Here is an 18,124-nt window from a genome sequence, read left to right on the forward strand (position 1 = left end):
AACGACCTCCTGGTTCAGGGTCAAGTTTGCCGCAAAACTCGCACTCGGATTGGTCCAGAATTCCTAAAGCGGATCAGTGTAGCAACCTCGATCTTTCGACCCTTGTATTCGTCGATTTGTGCGTTTCTCGGGCCGTGCTCAGTTTGGATTCTTGCCATAACAATCTCCATATCAATCGAAGAAAGATTGAAGCATGAAGAATACCCAGTTTGCTCCAGGCACAGATTATCTATTTTTACACGCGAGAAACGATTTCCCTATTCAATTTATCTGCTGCCTTCTTTAGAGAATCGCGCAAAATCATAAGGTCTCTTTCAAATTTTGCCAGAAAAACACCACCTGGACTTGGAAGGATCCGTACGGCCCGGGTGATGGCTATACGTACTTCCAGTACCGCCTCGGCAGCCGCCCCCGTTGGCGCCAATTCCGGTGGAAGAATAGAAACTATCTCAATTGACGCTCTCATAGCGACCACAAGTTCGTCGTCGAGCTGTTTTGCTCCCGCATTCATCGGCGCCATAACGGAGTACTTGTACACCTCATCTACTCGCGCCCAACATCTATCGATCATCGTCCAAAGAGACTCCAGTCGATCGCACACTTCGTCAACTCGTAGACGCCGGTCCGCCCGCGCCTGCCGTGATGCAATCCAAATGGCCGCCGCAATGGCCGCGATCGATCCGACTCCCTGAACCCACGCAGCATATACCTGCGAAACCGTTGCCGAGGCCGCATCCATGCGTGAACTCCCGATATTGTTTTCTGGTTCGATGGTACGGGCCATCCTTGACGGTCGCAAGACGCAGACGCGTCGCGTCGTGAAGGTACGCGGCGACCAGCCTCCAGCATGGGCGGCGTTCGCGTCCGCCGTCGCGCGCGGCTCGCAGTTCATCTCGTAGCCACGCATTACAAATTTCTTCTGCATCTGTCCAATCATTTCTTGAGACTGAGGGATCGTTACATGCTCGAATCTCCCCCCCTTATAGCCCCCGCCCCCTACGTCACGGTCGCCCTGGCCGCGATGGTCACCGGCCTTACCCAGAAGGCAATACGCCGCAAGATTGAAGACGGCAAATGGATCGAGGGCAAAGAGTTCCGTCGCTCGCCTGACGGCGGCATTTTCATTTCCATCAAGGGATACCAGCAATGGGGCGAAAAGGAAGCGGCATAGAGATTCGCGCAAAGTCGATCCGCATGACGTTCGTCATCGACGGAGTCGAAGTACGCAGGACACTCAAGGTTGCCGGCAAAGCCATGCTCCCCACGCCGGCCAACATCAAATATGCACATCGACTCGCCGCTGAAATTCGAGATCGAATTCGTCATGGAACATTTAGCATTACAGAGTACTTTCCAGACGAAGGAGGGACCACCACAAGTTTGATCGGTGAATGGTTGGACACATGGTTGGCCGCGCAGCGGATCGAAGCATCGACACGAGCGGGATATGTAGCCGCAATCAGATTCTGGAAGGGAGTGGCGTATGACAAAAACCAATCAAAACCGCTCGGCGCTCTGGCGATTCGAGCGCTCAAGGTAATCCACATCCAAACAGCGATCGCAAACAGACCGGACCTTAGCGGTAAGACGATCAACAACTACTTGTCCGTGCTGCGCACGGCGCTATCACTCGCGGTCGTTGATAATCTGCTCGCGGGAAATCCCGTCAAGAGCGTCCCTAACGCGAAACATCAAAAGCGCCCGCCAGACCCATTCTCGCGCGATGAGGCGCATTTGATCATCGCCGAGGCCCAGCGGGCATACGATGAGCAAGTCCATAACTTGATCGAGTTTTGGTTTTGGACCGGCCTGCGGACCTCCGAAATTCTCGGGCTGGAATGGCAGAACGTCGACCTGGCCAACGGCACCATGCTAGTAGCAAAAGCATTCGTGCGCGGCCAGCAATTAGATCGGACGAAGACGGAAGTGCCGAGAGTCGTTCACCTGAACAGCCGGGCCTTGGCGGCGTTGCATCGCCAACGGACACACACGCAGATAATCGGCAATCGGGTTTTTCATGATCCGCGGTACGGCGCGGAGTGGGCAGACGAGGACGCGTTCCGGCGCACCTACTGGGCCCCGATGTTGAAGCGTTTGGGCGTCCGATACCGGCGCCCATACAACATGCGGCATAGCTACGCGACCGCCATGTTGATGGCCGGCATGACGCCCGCATTCTGCGCAAAGCAGCTCGGCCACAGCGTCGAAATGTTCCTCACCACCTATTCGAAGTGGGTCGACGGGGAGCAAAACGAACTGGAGATGGCGAGACTGGAAAATGCGATTTCCTCCCCGGAACCTCCCCAGAGAAGACGCAAACCCGCCTAAGCGATTGATTTACCAGAAAAACCTTGGTGGGCCCGGTGGGTTTCGAACCCACGACCAATCGATTATGAGTCGACTGCTCTAACCCCTGAGCTACAGGCCCTGCGGAGAAAAACGCGAGACAACAACCCCGCTCCGGCGTTTGCTGACGCGTGCCGGGGCGGCATTGTAACAACTTGGAAGACAACTGGAGGGAAAAACCGCCGCCGGGTTTCAAACCCCGGCGGCGGCGGTACGACATCAGACGTCGATCAGTTCCCTTCGAGGAACGACTTGAGCTTGTCCGAACGGCTCGGATGACGCAGCTTGCGCAACGCCTTCGCCTCGATCTGGCGGATCCGTTCGCGCGTCACGTCGAACTGCTTGCCGACTTCCTCGAGCGTGTGATCCGTGCTCATCTCGATACCGAAGCGCATCCGCAGCACCTTCGCCTCGCGCGGCGTCAGCGAATCGAGCACATCCTTCACGACGTCGCGCATGCTCGCATGCAGCGCGGCATCCGCCGGCGCGACCGTGTTGGTGTCCTCGATGAAGTCACCCAGATGGGAATCGTCGTCGTCACCGATCGGCGTTTCCATCGAGATCGGCTCCTTCGCGATCTTCATGATCTTGCGGATCTTGTCTTCCGGCATCTCCATCTTCTCGGCCAGCGTCGCCGGATCCGGTTCGAGGCCCGTCTCCTGCAGGATCTGACGCGAGATGCGGTTCATCTTGTTGATCGTCTCGATCATGTGAACCGGAATCCGGATCGTACGCGCCTGATCCGCGATCGAGCGTGTGATCGCCTGACGAATCCACCACGTCGCATACGTCGAGAACTTGTAGCCGCGACGATATTCGAACTTGTCCACCGCCTTCATCAGGCCGATGTTGCCTTCCTGGATCAGGTCGAGGAACTGCAGACCGCGGTTCGTATACTTCTTCGCGATCGAGATCACGAGACGCAGGTTCGCCTCGGTCATCTCGCGCTTCGCCTGGCGCGCCTTCAGTTCACCCGCCGCCATCTGGCGGTTGGTTTCCTTCAGGTCCTTCAGCGGCAGCACCACGCGCGCCTGCAGATCGAGCAGGCGTTGCTGCTGCTCACGGATCGCCGGGATGTTGCGCGTCAGGATCGGGCCATAGCTATGGCCTTCCGCCACCACCTTCTCCGACCAGTCGAGATCGGTCTCGCTGCCCGGGAACCGCGTGATGAATTCCGAACGCGGCATGCCGCACTTGTCGACGACGATGTTCAGGATCTGCCGCTCCACCTGGCGAACCTCGTCCACCTGCGCGCGCAGCGTGTCGCACAGACGCTCGACCGTACGCGCGGTGAAGCGGATCGTCATCAGCTCGTTCTGGATGGTTTCCTGCGCCTTCAGGTAGGACTTCGACTTGTAGCCCTCCTTCTCGAACGCACGGCGCATCTTGTCGAACCACTCGCTGATCGACGCGAACTTCTCGAGCGAAGCGCGCTTCAGCGCGTCGAGCTGGGCCGCGTTGGCCGTGGCTTGCGCCGCACCGTCGTCGTCCTCTTCCTCTTCTTCCGCCTCTTCTTCCGCTTCCTCGTCCTCGTTCTCGATCTCTTCCGCTTCCTTCGCGGAGAAACCGTCGGTGTCCGTGTCCTGCGCGTTCGGATCCATGAGGCCGTCGACCAGCTCGTCGACGCGGATTTCCTCGTTCGCCACGCGCTCGGCCATCGCGAGGATGTCCGCGATCGTCGTCGGGCATGCGGAGATCGCCATCACCATGTGGCGCAGGCCGTCCTCGATCCGCTTCGCGATCTCGATTTCGCCTTCGCGGGTCAGCAGCTCGACCGTACCCATCTCGCGCATGTACATCCGGACCGGGTCGGTCGTGCGGCCGAATTCGGAATCGACGGTCGACAGCGCGACTTCCGCCTCTTCCTCGACTTCATCGTCCGACGACGCGGCGGGCGCGTTGTCGTTCAGCAGCAGCGTTTCCGCATCGGGCGCCTGCTCGTACACCGCCACGCCCATGTCGTTGAACGTGCCGATGATGCCTTCGAGCGCTTCCGTTTCCGTGAAGTTGTCCGGCAGATGGTCGTTGATCTCGGCGTACGTCAGGAAGCCCCGCTCCTTGCCGAGCTTGATCAGCGCGCGCAGCTTCGAGCGTCGCTCCTCGAGCTCCTCGGCGGTGCCGGGCTGGCTCGTCGCGAACGCCTCCTTCAGCAGCGCCTTTTCCTTGGCGCGACGATCGCGCGCCTTGGCTTTCTCGCCTTTGCCCGGTGCAGCGGTCGGCTGCTCGTCGCTCTGATTTGCGTCGTCATCGACGGATACTTCGTTCAGCTTTTTCGTCATGGAGTTCGCCGTACCGGCTAAATCGACTCGCGGCTGCTGGACAACAGCCGATTGAACCGTGGATGCTTGAGTAGTGCGTACTGCCGAATCGTCCGGCGCGGCAGCCGCTCCCCTTGCGCTTTTCGCACTCGCCCGCTTCGCGGCCGGCTTCGCAACCGACCTGGATTCGGACTTCGCGGCGGCCCGTGTCACCTTGGCCGCCGGCGCCGGCGCAGCGTGAGCAGTGCCGGCCGCGGCCTGCTTTCCCGCAGCGGGCGCCGCACCGGCTGAAGACGTCCGCGCGGAAGAAGAAGCAGACTTGGCCGACATGACCTTCGTGGTCGGCTCCGTTGAGCCCTTGCCCGCTGCTTTTTTCCCGCCTGTAGTCTTTGCCATTGCGATTCTCGCCTCTGCTTAGAAAACAAACCGCTGAAAACCTTATATTATAGCACGTTGGGACAGCCTCTTTCGGCCTAGGCCCCAAGGCGCCGCTTCATCTCAGCGCGCTTCTGGTGCAGGTCCTTGAGTTCCGCCAATATTTCGGGAGTCGGCGCCGATTGTCTCGACAACTGGTCGAGCCGGCTGCAACACGCGTCATAGCGCATCTTGAGCACCGCAGCCTGAAGCTCCTCCCCCGCAATCCGTTCCCGCTCGCGCAGCCCTTCCTGCCCTGCGTCATCCTCCGGATTCTGTGGCATCAAGTCGCGGACGTTTTCATCATAGACCAGAATTTCGCGGAAAATTTCATCGTAGGTCGCCGCGTTAGCCGAATTGCGGAGTATGTCGGTCAACAGACGGAATTCAGCCGCATCCCCCAACGCACACGCATGCTCGATCACCTCGTCGAACAGCTCCCCATTTTTCGACAAGGTCCGCAGCGCCTCGCGATCCTCCTCGCCGAGCGCGATCGCCACTCGCGGCAGCATCACAAGCGTGCGCAGCGCGCGCTTGTCGCCGTCGGTCACCCGGCGCCGCTCGCTGCGCGCGGGCGCCTGGCGCGCCGGCGCGGCGATCCGCGCGTCCACGTCGCTCAGGCCCGCCACCTCCTCGAACGGAATGTCGAGACGGTCCGCGAACATATGCATGATCTGCGCGCGCAGCGCGTTCGCCGGCAGCGCCTGCAGCAGCGGCTTCGCGTCGAACAGCGCCTTCGCGCGCCCTTCCGGCTGGTCCAGCTCCTTGCCCACCGTCGCCTCGTTCAACAGGAACTGCGACAGCGGCATCGCTCGCCGCACCTGCTCCGAGAAGGCATCCGCCCCGAATTCCCGTACATAGCTGTCCGGATCGTGTTCCTGGGGCAGGAACAGAAACCGGATCGTGCGGTTGTCCGCCGCGTGCGGCAGGCAGGCTTCCAGCGCGCGCCGGGCGGCGCGCCGCCCGGCCGAGTCGCCGTCGAAGCTGAAAATCACCGTGTCGGTCTGTCGCAGCAGCTTTTGCACATGGATCGGCGTGCACGCCGTGCCGAGCGTCGCGACCGCGTTCGGGAACCCGAGCTGCGCCAGCGCCACCACATCCATGTAGCCCTCGACCACGAGCGCGTACTTGTGCTCGCGGATCGCGAGCCGCGCCTCGAACAGCCCGTACAGCTCGCTGCCCTTGTTAAATAGGGGTGTTTCGGGCGAATTCAAATACTTGGGCTCGCCGCCGTCCAGCACCCGGCCGCCGAAACCGATCACCTGCCCCTTCACGTTGCGGATCGGGAACATGATCCGCTCGCGGAACCGGTCGTAGCGGCGCGCCACGCCCTGCGCATCGGTCTTCTCGCTGACGATCACGAGCCCCGCCTCGACGAGCGCGTCGTTGCGGTAGTCGTCGAACGCCCCCTCCAGGTTCTGCCAGCCGTCCGGCGCGTAGCCGAGGCCGAAGCGCAGCGCGATCTCGCCCGTCAGGCCACGCTTCTTCAGGTACTGGACCGCGTTCGTCGCACCGCGCAATTGCTTGCGGTAGAACTCGCTGGCTGTCTGCATCAGGTCCGACAGCGCGGTCGTGACAGCCTTGGACGCGGCCGGCGGCGCATAGCCGTCCCCGCCGCCACCGCCGCCACCGCCGCGCATCGGCGACGGCTCGTGCGGCACCGTCAGGCCGGCGGACTGCGCCAGCTCCTGCACGGCCTCCGGGAACGTCAGCCCCGCATGCTCCATCAGGAAACCGATCGCGGTGCCATGCGCGCCGCAGCCGAAGCAGTGATAGAACTGCTTGGTCGGGCTGACGGTGAACGACGGGCTTTTTTCGTTATGGAATGGGCACAGGCCCATGAAATTCGCGCCGCCCTTCTTGAGCTGCACATACCGACCGACCACGTCGACGATATCGACGCGGTTCAGCAGGTCTTGCAGGAAGGAATGCGGAATCACCGTGTTTTCTGGGCAGAGATCAGGTCGGGGGGACGCGCGGGCGGCCACCCGCGCACATGGCGCTTACTTCGAGAGCGCCGCCTTGACGAGCGCGGACACCGCGGTCATGTCGGCCTTGCCGGCCAGCTTGCCCTTCAGCACGCCCATCACCTTGCCCATGTCCTGCGGGCCGGCCGCGCCGGCTTGCGCGACCGCCGCCTGCACTTCCGCGGCGACTTCGGCCTCCGACAGCTGCGCCGGCATGTAGGCGGCCAGCACCACCAGTTCGGCCTGTTCCTTCGCGACCAGATCGTCGCGCCCCGCCGCCTCGAACTGGCTGATCGAATCCTTGCGCTGCTTGATCATCTTGTCGATGACGGCCGTCACCGCGGCATCGTCGAGCATCACGCGCTCGTCGACTTCACGCTGCTTGATCGCCGCCAGCAGCAGGCGAATCGTCGCGAGGCGCTCGCTCTCCTTGGCGCGCATCGCAGTCTTCATGTCTTCGCTGATCTGGTCTTTCAAACTCATCATTCACCCGAATATGGAAAAATCGGTGAGACGCCCATCCCATAGGCATCAACACAAAAACCCGCTTGGGACGTTTTCCTCAAGCGGGTTTGCTCGGATCCGGCATCGGCGGCACTCGCGAACCACCACTGCGCCGCCCGGCGAACCGCGCGGCGCGACAGGTCTCAGTACAGCTTTTTCGGCAGCGTCTGGCTGCGGATGCGCTTGTAGTGGCGCTTCACGGCTGCCGCCTTCTTGCGCTTGCGCTCGGCGGTGGGCTTCTCGTAGAACTCGCGCGCACGCAGCTCGGTCAGCAGACCGTTCTTCTCGATCGTGCGCTTGAAGCGTCGCATCGCGACTTCAAAAGGCTCGTTTTCTTTAACGCGGATGATCGTCATGACCCGTCACGTAAAAAGTTGGAGTAACGCGGAGAAAGACTTTCGAGTATAGCAGACGGGCTGCACAAACGCACTAGCCCGTCAAGCGCCGCGCGCCTGTTCGGCCGCCGCCCGCCCGGCCGCCGCGCCCGACGCCCACGCCCACTGGAAGTTGTAGCCGCCCAGCCAACCCGTCACGTCCACCGCCTCGCCGACGAAATAGAGGCCCGGCACCCGCGTGCTCATCAGCGTCGCCGACGACAGCTCGCGCGTGTCCACCCCACCCTTCGTCACCTCGGCCTTCCGGTAGCCTTCGGTGCCGTTCGGAGTCAGCGTCCAGCACGACAGCGCGTCGCCGACCAGGCGCAACGTCCGGTCCGCGAGATCGGCCAGACGCGCGTCCGGCGCAACCCGATGCGTATCGAGCCAGACATGCGCGAGCCGATGGGGCACCCACTCGGACAGCAGCGTCCCGATCTGCCGCTTCGAGCCGGACTTCGCCTCGACCAGCGCGTCGGCGGCGCGCTGCTGCGGCAACAGGTCGATCCGGATCGGATCGCCAGGACGCCAGTAGCTCGAGATCTGGAGGATCCCGGGCCCGGACAGCCCGCGATGGGTCAACAGCAGGTCCTCGACGAAAGCGCCGCCGCCCTGCTTCGCGCCCGTCGCCACGCGCACCTCGAGCGATACGCCGGACAGCGCGGCAAACGGCGCCCAATCCTCGCTCGAGAAGGTCAGCGGCACGAGCGCCGGGCGGGTGTCGACGAGCTTGTGCCCGAACTGCTTGGCGATGCGATAGGCGAAGTCGGTCGCGCCGATCGCCGGAATCGACAATCCGCCCGTCGCGATCACGAGCGCGCGCGCGCGGATCGGCCCGGCGCTGGTATCGAGCGCGAATCCGTCCGCTTCGAGATGCCGCACCGCCTCGACCGCCACCGGCCGCCGCCAGGTCACGCCGCCCGCGTCGCACTCGCGCTTGAGCACCTCGATGATCGCGTCGCTCGACTGGTCGCAGAACAGCTGCCCCTTGTGCTTCTCGTGCCACGTTACCCGGTGGCTTTTCAGGAGCGCCAGAAAATCGCGCGGCGTGTAGCGAGCGAGCGCCGAGCGGCAAAAGCGCGGGTTCGAGGACAGGTAGTTGTCGGGCCCGGCATGCAGGTTCGTGAAGTTGCAACGGCCGCCGCCCGAGATCCGGATCTTTTCCGCGAGCCGCGGCGAATGGTCGATCAGCACCACGCGCCGGCCGAGCTGGCCGGCCACCGCGGCGCTCATCATGCCGGCCGCGCCCGCGCCGATCACAGCAATATCGAAATTTTCCATGGCGCGGATTGTACCCGCGTCGCCCGCCGGCGCCGGCGAGCCGCCGGGCCGCACTGTTATACTTTTCCGTTACGTTGATTCCGGGTTGCGCCCGTGCAGCCGCCCGCCCCACACCATGCTCGTTCTCGGCATCGAAAGCTCCTGCGACGAAACCGGCCTCGCGTTGTACGACACGTCCCGCGGCCTGCTCGCGCATGCCCTCCACTCGCAGATCGCCATGCATCGCGAATACGGCGGCGTCGTGCCCGAGCTTGCCTCGCGCGACCATATCCGGCGCGCCCTGCCGCTGCTCGAACAAGTGCTGGCGGAAAGCGGCGCGCGCCGCGAGGATATCGACGCGATCGCCTTCACCCAGGGCCCCGGCCTCGCCGGCGCGCTGCTGGTCGGCGCGAGCATCGCGAACGCACTCGCGATGGCGTGGGACAAGCCGACGATCGGCATCCATCACCTCGAAGGCCACCTGCTGTCGCCGCTGCTCGTCGACGAGCCGCCGCCGTTTCCGTTCGTCGCGCTGCTCGTGTCGGGCGGCCACACCCAACTGATGCGGGTCACCGACGTCGGCGTCTACGAAACCCTCGGCGAAACGCTCGACGACGCGGCGGGCGAGGCCTTCGACAAAACCGCGAAGCTGCTCGGCCTCGGCTACCCCGGCGGCCCCGAAGTCTCGAAGCTCGCGGAATCGGGCACGCCCGGCGCGGTCGTGCTGCCGCGCCCCATGCTGCACTCGGGCGATCTCGATTTCAGCTTCAGCGGCCTCAAGACCGCCGTCCTGACCCACATGAAGAAGATCGAGGCCGCCGGGCTCGACGGCGCCGCGCTCGAACGCGCGAAGGCGGACCTCGCGCGCGGCTTCGTCGATGCGGCGGTCGACGTGCTGGTCGCGAAATCGCTCGGCGCGCTCAAGCAGAGCCGACTCAAGCGCCTCGTGGTCGCGGGCGGGGTCGGCGCGAACCGGCAACTGCGCGATGCGCTGTCGGCCGCGGCCCGCAAGCGCGGCTTCGACGTGCACTACCCCGACCTCGCGCTATGCACCGACAACGGCGCGATGATCGCGCTCGCGGGCGCGCTGCGGCTCGCGCGCTGGCCCGAACACGCGAGCCGCGACTACGCCTTCACGGTAAAGCCGCGCTGGGATCTGACATCGCTCGCGCGCTGATCCCGCCGCCGCAGCAGCGGGCGAAGAACCGGCCCACAGCAAAAAGGCCCGTCCATCAGGACGGGCCTTTTTGCATGAACCGCTGCGCCGGGGTCTTACGCGGCCACGCGCTTGTCGCGCTCGATCAACGCATAGGCGCTGTGATTGTGGATCGATTCGAAGTTCTCGGCTTCAAGCACATACGCGACCACCCGGCCGTCCTGATCGAGCCGTTGCGCGACGTCGCGCACCAGGTCCTCGACGAACTTCGGATTCTCATAGGCGCGCTCGGTCACGAACTTCTCGTCGGGCCGCTTGAGCAAGCCCCACAGCTCGCACGACGCCTCTTCCTCCGCGATGCGGATCAGATCCTCGACCGGCACGTCGTCGCCCAGTTCGGCGTCGATCGTCACATGCGAACGCTGATTGTGCGCGCCGTACTGCGAGATCTTCTTGGAGCACGGGCAGAGGCTCGTCACCGGCACGAGCACCTTCAGGAACAGGCGCGTCACGCCGCCCCGCACGTCGCCCGTCAGCGTGACTTCGTAGTCGAGCAGGCTGCGCACGCCCGACACCGGCGCCGTCTTGTTCACGAAGTACGGAAACGACACCGCGATGCGGCCCGCCTCGGCCTCGAGCTTCTCGAGCATCCCGGCCAGCATCGTGCGGAACGCGGCGAGCGTGAGCGGCGCCTGGTGCTCTTCCAGCAGCGCGACGAAGCGCGACATGTGCGTGCCCTTCTGATCGGCCGGCAGATGCACGTCGAGATCCCAGGTCCCGACGCTCGGCTGGACCGCGCCGTCCGCGGCCAGCACCGTCAACGGATGACGCACCGCCTTGACACCGACGCGCTGGATCGGAATCTGACGGGTATCGACCGTGCTCTGCACGTCGGGCATCACGAAGGCGGGATTCATCTGGTTCATCTTGTTCGATCCTCAAAAGCCGGACGCGGCATGACGCCGCACCCCTGCGCGGGGCCTGCCGGAAAAGCAACATGGGCCCGCAGGCCCATGTATTCCTGAAACGGAGAAGACCGCTTCGCTCAGGCAACCCGCTTGGCCTGGCTGGCCACGTCGGCCGCCGGACTCAGGAAGCGCTCGCGAATCGACTTCGCGATGCCCGCGCCATCCAGGCCGCATTGCGACAGCAGTTTCGCGGGCTCGCCGTGATCGATGAAGCGGTCAGGGAGGCCCAATTGTATTACGGGCCGGATAACCCCACTCTCCATCAGGGCTTCCACGCACGCGGAGCCCGCGCCGCCCATCACGCAACCTTCCTCGACCGTTACCAGCACGTCGTGCGTTTCGGCCAGCTCGCGCACGAGTTCGGCGTCGACCGGCTTCACGAAGCGCATGTTCGCGACGGTCGCGTCCAGTTCCTCCGCCGCCGCGAGCGACGGCGCAACCATCGTGCCGAACGCGAGGATCGCCACGCGCTTGCCCTCGGGCTGCGCGCTGCGACGACGCACTTCGCCCTTGCCGACCGGCAGCGCGGTCATTTCCTTGACTGTCGCGACTCCCGTGCCCGCGCCGCGCGGATAGCGCACCGCGGTCGGGTTCGGCTGCTGGAGCGCCGTGTACAGCATCTGGCGGCACTCGTTCTCGTCGGACGCAGCCATCACCGTCATGTTCGGGATGCAGCGCATGAACGCGAGATCGTAGGCGCCCGCATGGGTCGCGCCGTCCGCGCCGACGAGGCCCGCGCGATCGATCGCGAACACGACGGGCAGGTTCTGCAGCGCGACGTCGTGGATCAGCTGGTCATACGCGCGCTGCAGGAACGTCGAGTAGATCGCGACGACCGGCTTCAGCCCTTCCGTCGCGAGGCCCGCCGCGAACGTCACCGCGTGCTGCTCGGCGATGCCGACGTCGTAGTAGCGATCCGGGAAGCGCTTCTCGAATTCGACGAGCCCCGAGCCCTCGCGCATCGCCGGCGTGATGCTGACCACGCGCGAATCGAGTTCCGCCGCGTCGCACATCCATTCGCCGAACACTTGCGTGTAGCTCTTCTTCGCGGGCGTCGCCGACGGCTTGATGCCTTCCGCCGGGTTGAACTTGCCCGGCCCGTGATACAGCACCGGGTCCGCTTCGGCGAGCTTGTAGCCCTGCCCCTTCTTCGTGACCACGTGCAGGAACTGCGGCCCGCGCAGTTCCTTGATGTTCTGCAGCGTCGGGATCAGCGAATCGAGATCATGGCCGTCGATCGGCCCGATATAGTTGAAGCCGAATTCCTCGAACAGCGTCGCCGGCACGACCATGCCCTTGGCGTGCTCCTCGAGCTTGCGCGCGAGCTCGAGCACGGGCGGCGCGACGCTCAGCACACGTTCGACGCCCGCGCGCGCGGCTGCGTAGAAGCGGCCGGACATCAGGCGGGCGAGATGGCGGTTCAGCGCGCCGACGGGCGGCGAGATCGACATGTCGTTGTCGTTCAGGATCACGAGCAGCTTCGCGTCCTCGCTCACACCCGCGTTGTTCATCGCCTCGAACGCCATGCCCGCCGTCATCGCGCCGTCGCCGATCACGGCGATCGAGAAGCGATCGTCGCCTTGCAGCTGGCTGCCAAGCGCCATGCCGAGCGCGGCCGAGATCGAGGTGCTCGAGTGCGCCGTGCCGAAGGTGTCGTATTCCGACTCCGAGCGGCGCGGGAAGCCCGAGATGCCGTCCTGCTGGCGCAGCGAATGCATCTGGTCGCGGCGGCCCGTCAGGATCTTGTGCGGGTAGGTCTGATGGCCCACGTCCCACACGATGCGATCGTTCGGCGTATTGAAGACGTAGTGCAGCGCAATCGTCAGTTCGACCGTGCCGAGGTTGGACGACAAATGGCCGCCCGTCTTCGACACGCTGTCGAGCACATACGCGCGCAGCTCGTCGGCGAGCGGTTGCAGTTGGCGACGGTCGAGGCGGCGAAGGTCTGCCGGGGCGTCGATAGTTTTCAGCAAGTCGTACATCGTCGTTCCAGTGTAGGAAAACAAACGCGCCCGCACTCTTCAGCGCGCGCAGGCCGGATGGCCACGCGCGCGGCGGCGGGCTTTCGCGTCAGCTGACCCGGTTCACTACCAGGTCGGCCAGTTCGGCAAGGCGCTGCGCGCGGGCGCCGAACGGTTCCAGTGCGGCATGCGCGTCGGCGCGCAGCTGCGCGGCAAGCGCGCGCGATGCATCGAGACCGATGATCGACACGTAGGTCGGCTTGCCGTCTTTCGCATCCTTGCCGGCGGTCTTGCCGAGCGTCGCCGAATCGGTGGTCACGTCGAGGATATCGTCGACCACCTGGAACGCCAGGCCCACCGCCGCCGAATAGGCGTCGAGCGCGCGCATCGCGTCGTCCGAGGGCGTCTCGCCGGCCAGCGCGCCCATCCGGACCGCTGCGCGCAGCAGCGCCCCCGTCTTCATCCGGTGCATCGTTTCCAGCTGCTCGCGCGTCAGCGTATGGCCGACGCTCGCCAGATCGATCGCCTGACCGCCCGCCATGCCGATCGAGCCGCTCGCCAGCGCCAGCTCGCGCACCAGCGCGGCCTGGCGCGCCGGCGTCAGCACCGCCGCGTCGGTCAACGCGACGAACGCCTGCGACTGCAGCGCGTCGCCGACCAGGAGCGCCGTCGGTTCGTCATATTTGACATGTACCGTGGGCTTGCCGCGCCGCAATGCATCGTCGTCCATGCACGGCATGTCGTCGTGCACGAGCGAATAGACGTGGATCATCTCGAGCGCCGCCGCGGCAGCGTTGCACGCCGCCTCGGTCGCGCCGGTCAGTTCGCCCGCTGCATGGCACAGCAGCGGCCGAACCCGCTTGCCGCCACCGAGGACGGCATAACGCATCGCCTCGTGGAGTTGCGCGGGCACCTCGGTTTCAGCCGGCAAATACCGGCCGAGTGCTTCCTCGACGCGCTCGAGCACTGTGCGCGTCCATTGTTCGAATGTCATAGATCGTCGTCTCCGCCGTCCGTGGCGGTCATTCCGGCGGCAAGCGGCTTCAGTGTCGCGCCATCCAGCACGCGCACCTGCTGCTCCACCTTCTCAAGTTGTTGTTGGCAAAACGCAACGAGTACCGCCCCCCGGCGGTAGGCCGTCAGCGAGTCTTCCAGGCTCAGCGCGCCGCTCTCCATCCGGGCGACCAGCGCCTCCAACTCCGCGAGCGCTGCCTCATAATTTTCCGGCAGCGCGTCGGGGCCGGCATCTGCCGGTGCGGTGCCCTTGGGTGCGGTTTTCGCCATGGGACGGGGTGTCAAATTTCAAAACAAGTCGGACATTCTACGGCAAAAGCAGAATTCCCGACCTGCCGACTTGGGGCCACAAGCCTCCGATCCGGCCCCGCGCCGCTGGGGCGCGGCAAGGCGCCCGGGAAATTTTGACGTAAATCAGGTACTTATCCCACCCCAAGTATACCGATCCAGGTATAATCACCGGTTCCCCTAAATCGATTTTTCGATGGTTGGGTTGTTCACTGCTTTCACGCTAACACCGGGAGTGGGAATGTCCAATCTGAGCGACTCGCTGCAGTTGAAGTCTGCACACAGCCAGCTTCCAGTCACCGCTTACTTCGATGAGGCGCTCCTCGAGCGCGAGATCGAAACCCTTTTCAAGAAAGGACCTCGCTATATCGGGCACGAATTGATGGTGCCCGAGGCGGGAGACTATTTTGCGCTGCCCTCCGAAAACGAGGGCCGCGTGCTCGTGCGCAACCAGGCGTCACGGATCGAGCTGTTGTCGAACGTGTGCCGCCACCGTCAGGCGATCATGCTGAACGGCCGCGGCCAGGCCCAGAACATCGTCTGTCCGCTGCACCGCTGGACCTACGACCTGCAAGGCCAGCTGCTCGGCGCGCCGCACTTCCCCGACAAGCCCTGCCTGAACCTCAACGCGACGCCGTTGCAGAACTGGCAGGGGCTGCTGTTCGAGGCGGAGGGCCGCGACGTCGCGCACGACCTCGCGCAGCTCGGCACCAAGCACCACTTCGACTTTTCGAGCTATCAGTTCGATCACGTCGAGGTCCACGAGTGCGACTACAACTGGAAGACCTTCATCGAGGTCTACCTCGAGGACTACCACGTCGTCCCGTTCCACCCGGGGCTCGGCAGCTTCGTGTCGTGCGACGACCTGAAGTGGGAGTTCGGCGACTGGTACAGCGTGCAGACGGTCGGCGTGCACAACGCGCTCGCGAAGCCCGGCAGCCCGACGTACCAGAAGTGGCATGACGCGGTGCTGAGCTACCGCGGCGGCGTGCCGCCGGAGTTCGGCGCGATCTGGATGGTCTATTACCCGGGCCTGATGATCGAGTGGTATCCGCACGTGCTCGTGGTGTCCTGGCTGATTCCGCGCGGCACGCAGAAGACGACCAACATCGTCGAGTTCTATTACCCCGAGGAAATCGCGCTGTTCGAGCGTGAATTCGTCGAGGCCGAGCGCGCCGCCTATATGGAAACCGCCGTCGAGGACGACGAGATCGCGATGCGGATGGACGCCGGCCGGCGCGCGTTGATGCAGCGCGGCGAATCGCAGGTGGGCCCGTACCAGAGCCCGATGGAAGACGGCATGCAGCACTTCCACGAATTCCTGCGCCGCCAGCTCGGCACGCTGTGACGCGCGCGCGGCGGGAACCATGAAAAGACGGGCTGCGGCCCGTCTTTTTTTGTTTAGACTTAGAGCATCTGGCCCGTTTCTCCATCAGGAGCCGTCTCATGCCTCACACCCACTACACCACGCTGATCTCGGCGGACAACCTCGCCGAACGTCTGGCTGCCGCGCCCGACAGCGTGCTGATCCTCGATTGCCGCTTCGATCTCGCGAATCCCGACGCGGGCGAAGCCGCCTATGCGGCAAGCCACATCCCCGGCGCGCATTACCTGCACCTCGACCACGACCTGTCGGGCCCCAAGACCGGCGCCAACGGCCGCCACCCGCTGCCCGCGCGCGACGCGCTGGCAGCCGCGCTGGCCGCGCGCGGCCTCGCGCAGAACCAGCAGGTCGTCGCCTACGACGCGCAAGGCGGCATGTACGCGGCGCGCCTGTGGTGGATGCTGCGCTGGCTCGGCCACGATTCGGTCGCGGTGCTCGACGGCGGCCTGCCCGCCTGGCAGGCCGCGGGACATGCGCTGACCTCGGACCGGCCGGCCGCGACGCCCGGCAATTTCCGCGCGCAAGCCCCGCTCGCGGCGGCCGTCGACGTGCAGGCGGTGCTCGCGAACCTGACGACCAAAGACCGGCTCGTGATCGACGCGCGCGCGGCCGACCGCTATCGCGGCGAGAACGAAACGCTCGACCGCGTCGGCGGCCACATTCCCGGCGCGCGCAATCATTTCTTCAAGGACAACCTCACCGCCGACGGCCGGTTCAAGAGCGGCCATGACCTGCGCGCAGCGTTCGCCGCAGTGCTCGGCGACACCCCGTCCAACCGAGTGATCCTGCAGTGCGGCTCGGGCGTCACCGCCTGCCACAACGCGCTGGCGATGGAGATCGCCGGGCTGCACGACGCCGCGCTGTACGGCGGCTCGTGGAGCGAATGGAGCGCGGATCCGGGCCGCCCGGTCGCAACCGGGCCGAATCCGTAAACGGGAGGCGGCCGCGCGTCACATGACGCCGTATTTGCGGAACCACGCGAGGGCGCGCTTCCAGCCGTCCTCGGCGTCCGCCTTCACGTAGCTCGGGCGGTAATCGGCGAAGAACGCGTGCCCGGCGTCCGGATAGACGAGGATCTCCGATTCGCTGCCGGCCCGGGTCTTGGCGGCCACGAGACGCGTGCGCATCTGCGCGAGCGATTCCTGCGAGATATTCGTGTCCTTCGCGCCGTACAGGCCCAGCACCGGGGCCTTCAGTTGCGCGGCATGGTCGACCGGGCTGAACGGCGTCATGTCGGTGGCGTCGCCGACCACCATGCCGTACCAGGCCACGGCCGCGCGCACGCGGGCATTGTGTTCCGCGAACAGCCAGGCCTGCCGCCCGCCCCAGCAGAAGCCCGTCACGCCCAGGCGGCTCAAATCGCCGCCGTTCTTCCCCGCCCATTCGACCGTCGCGTCGAGATCCTCGCTCACCTGCCGGTCGGGCACCTTGCTCACCACCGCCTGATACAGCGCCTGGATCGTCGGATAGGCGGACGGATCGCCCTGGCGCGCGTACAGGTTCGGCGCGATCGCCAGGTAGCCGAGCTTCGCGAAACGGCGGCACACGTCCGCGATATGCGCATGCACGCCGAAGATCTCGTGGATCACCACGATCACCGGCAGATTCGTCTTGCCTGCCGGCTGCGCGCGATAGGCGGGCACGTTCGCATCGCCAGAACGGACCTCGACCGTTCCGGCCTCCAGCCCCGCGCTGTCGGTCGTGATGGTCTGCGCGGACACGGGCAGCACCGCCGCCGCGAAGCTGCCGCCGAGCGCCGCCTGGACAAAGCGGCGGCGCGTAAACGGAACGTGGGGAACCAGACTGTCGACCTCGGGCTTCAACATAATGGCAACGCTCCTAGGGTAAGGCCGCGTGCAACCCACGCGCGCGGCCGGGTTCGGATCGGGAAACCGGCAAGGCGGCGGATGGCCCGGGGCGCCCGAACCGCCCGCCCGTCGCCGGCTCCGCGCCGCCGGAAGCGCACACGATGCCCAAGAACCGGCATCGGCGTCAACCGGCACGGGTGCGCGCCCCACAGCGCCGACGCATGGCGCTCGGGCGCCACCGCGCCCCGCATGTCGCCATGAAATGTCATGCATCGTCCAATGCGCAACGATATTCCACCGCCCCACCCGGGCAGTAAATTTTATTAATCCAATTTAAATCCGCTCACAGTCATACAACCCGATCCGCGCACCGGAAAATGACGCCACAACCCAGCAAAACCCTTACGGGAAGGCCCTCCCCA

Annotated in this window: 16 protein-coding genes and 1 tRNA gene; 5 read left to right on the top strand and 12 right to left on the bottom strand. The window is 64.9% G+C overall.

Annotated features, from left to right (window positions below; translation table 11 throughout):
• Positions 1-235: 235 nt before the first annotated feature.
• Complete coding sequence (locus AC1RQF_RS28140; RefSeq protein WP_492873455.1) at positions 236-925, bottom strand: hypothetical protein; 690 nt, start codon at positions 923-925, stop codon at positions 236-238.
• A 36-nt stretch (positions 926-961) separates the two neighbouring features.
• Between AC1RQF_RS28140 and xisR the strand changes: the two genes are divergently transcribed.
• Together xisR and AC1RQF_RS28150 are read left to right on the top strand one after the other, a co-directional pair.
• Complete coding sequence (gene xisR / locus AC1RQF_RS28145) at positions 962-1,171, top strand: excisionase family protein (RefSeq protein WP_273996585.1); 210 nt, start codon at positions 962-964, stop codon at positions 1,169-1,171.
• A 23-nt stretch (positions 1,172-1,194) separates the two neighbouring features.
• Complete coding sequence (locus tag AC1RQF_RS28150) at positions 1,195-2,328, top strand: tyrosine-type recombinase/integrase (RefSeq protein WP_492873438.1); 1,134 nt, start codon at positions 1,195-1,197, stop codon at positions 2,326-2,328.
• A 24-nt stretch (positions 2,329-2,352) separates the two neighbouring features.
• Here AC1RQF_RS28150 and AC1RQF_RS28155 read toward each other — a convergent pair.
• The 6 genes from AC1RQF_RS28155 to AC1RQF_RS28180 all read right to left on the bottom strand — a co-directional run bounded on the left by AC1RQF_RS28155 (position 2,353) and on the right by AC1RQF_RS28180 (position 9,144).
• A tRNA-Ile gene (locus tag AC1RQF_RS28155) sits at positions 2,353-2,428 on the bottom strand.
• 148 nt (positions 2,429-2,576) lie between these two features.
• Positions 2,577-5,000 carry an RNA polymerase sigma factor RpoD gene (gene rpoD, locus AC1RQF_RS28160; protein ID WP_492873439.1) on the bottom strand — a complete coding sequence of 808 codons (2,424 nt, stop codon included), beginning with the start codon at positions 4,998-5,000 and terminating at the stop codon, positions 2,577-2,579.
• A gap of 77 nt (positions 5,001-5,077) precedes the next feature.
• Complete coding sequence (gene dnaG / locus AC1RQF_RS28165; RefSeq protein ID WP_492873440.1) at positions 5,078-6,958, bottom strand: DNA primase; 1,881 nt, start codon at positions 6,956-6,958, stop codon at positions 5,078-5,080.
• 63 nt (positions 6,959-7,021) lie between these two features.
• The gene (locus tag AC1RQF_RS28170; protein WP_273996589.1) at positions 7,022-7,468 is read right to left on the bottom strand and encodes a GatB/YqeY domain-containing protein; all 447 of its coding nucleotides are present in this window, start codon (positions 7,466-7,468) and stop codon (positions 7,022-7,024) included.
• Positions 7,469-7,632: 164 nt separating this feature from the next.
• Positions 7,633-7,845 (bottom strand): 30S ribosomal protein S21, encoded by a 213-nt coding sequence (gene rpsU, locus AC1RQF_RS28175; protein ID WP_006479415.1) that lies wholly within the window; start codon positions 7,843-7,845, stop codon positions 7,633-7,635.
• A gap of 81 nt (positions 7,846-7,926) precedes the next feature.
• Positions 7,927-9,144 carry a BaiN/RdsA family NAD(P)/FAD-dependent oxidoreductase gene (locus tag AC1RQF_RS28180; protein WP_492873441.1) on the bottom strand — a complete coding sequence of 406 codons (1,218 nt, stop codon included), beginning with the start codon at positions 9,142-9,144 and terminating at the stop codon, positions 7,927-7,929.
• Positions 9,145-9,259: 115 nt separating this feature from the next.
• Here AC1RQF_RS28180 and tsaD point away from each other — a divergent pair, with 115 nt between their 5' ends.
• Entirely contained in the window at positions 9,260-10,300 is a 1,041-nt protein-coding gene (gene tsaD, locus AC1RQF_RS28185) for a tRNA (adenosine(37)-N6)-threonylcarbamoyltransferase complex transferase subunit TsaD (RefSeq protein ID WP_273996592.1), read from the top strand.
• 95 nt (positions 10,301-10,395) lie between these two features.
• On the opposite strand, the gene folE2 is transcribed toward tsaD, so the two are convergent.
• The 4 genes from folE2 to AC1RQF_RS28205 form a co-directional block, all read right to left on the bottom strand.
• On the bottom strand, positions 10,396-11,205 hold the full coding sequence (gene folE2 / locus AC1RQF_RS28190; protein ID WP_273996593.1) for a GTP cyclohydrolase FolE2: 810 nt from the start codon (positions 11,203-11,205) through the stop codon (positions 10,396-10,398).
• Between the two features lie 119 nt (positions 11,206-11,324).
• A complete protein-coding gene (gene dxs / locus AC1RQF_RS28195; protein ID WP_273996594.1) occupies positions 11,325-13,229 on the bottom strand; it encodes a 1-deoxy-D-xylulose-5-phosphate synthase in 1,905 nt (634 codons plus the stop codon).
• Positions 13,230-13,317: 88 nt separating this feature from the next.
• Positions 13,318-14,202 carry a polyprenyl synthetase family protein gene (locus tag AC1RQF_RS28200; RefSeq protein WP_273996595.1) on the bottom strand — a complete coding sequence of 295 codons (885 nt, stop codon included), beginning with the start codon at positions 14,200-14,202 and terminating at the stop codon, positions 13,318-13,320.
• Complete coding sequence (locus AC1RQF_RS28205) at positions 14,199-14,492, bottom strand: exodeoxyribonuclease VII small subunit (protein WP_273996596.1); 294 nt, start codon at positions 14,490-14,492, stop codon at positions 14,199-14,201. Before AC1RQF_RS28205 ends, AC1RQF_RS28200 begins: the two co-directional genes overlap by 4 nt.
• A gap of 259 nt (positions 14,493-14,751) precedes the next feature.
• On the opposite strand from AC1RQF_RS28205, the gene AC1RQF_RS28210 reads away from it, so the two are divergent.
• Positions 14,752-15,858 carry an aromatic ring-hydroxylating oxygenase subunit alpha gene (locus AC1RQF_RS28210; protein ID WP_273996597.1) on the top strand — a complete coding sequence of 369 codons (1,107 nt, stop codon included), beginning with the start codon at positions 14,752-14,754 and terminating at the stop codon, positions 15,856-15,858.
• Positions 15,859-15,956: 98 nt separating this feature from the next.
• The gene (locus AC1RQF_RS28215) at positions 15,957-16,826 is read left to right on the top strand and encodes a sulfurtransferase (protein WP_273996598.1); all 870 of its coding nucleotides are present in this window, start codon (positions 15,957-15,959) and stop codon (positions 16,824-16,826) included.
• Positions 16,827-16,844: 18 nt separating this feature from the next.
• Here AC1RQF_RS28215 and AC1RQF_RS28220 read toward each other — a convergent pair whose 3' ends face one another.
• The gene (locus AC1RQF_RS28220; protein WP_492873442.1) at positions 16,845-17,720 is read right to left on the bottom strand and encodes a dienelactone hydrolase family protein; all 876 of its coding nucleotides are present in this window, start codon (positions 17,718-17,720) and stop codon (positions 16,845-16,847) included.
• Positions 17,721-18,124 lie beyond the last annotated feature (404 nt).

Source organism: Burkholderia sp. GW821-FHT14F03 (genome assembly GCF_058803765.1).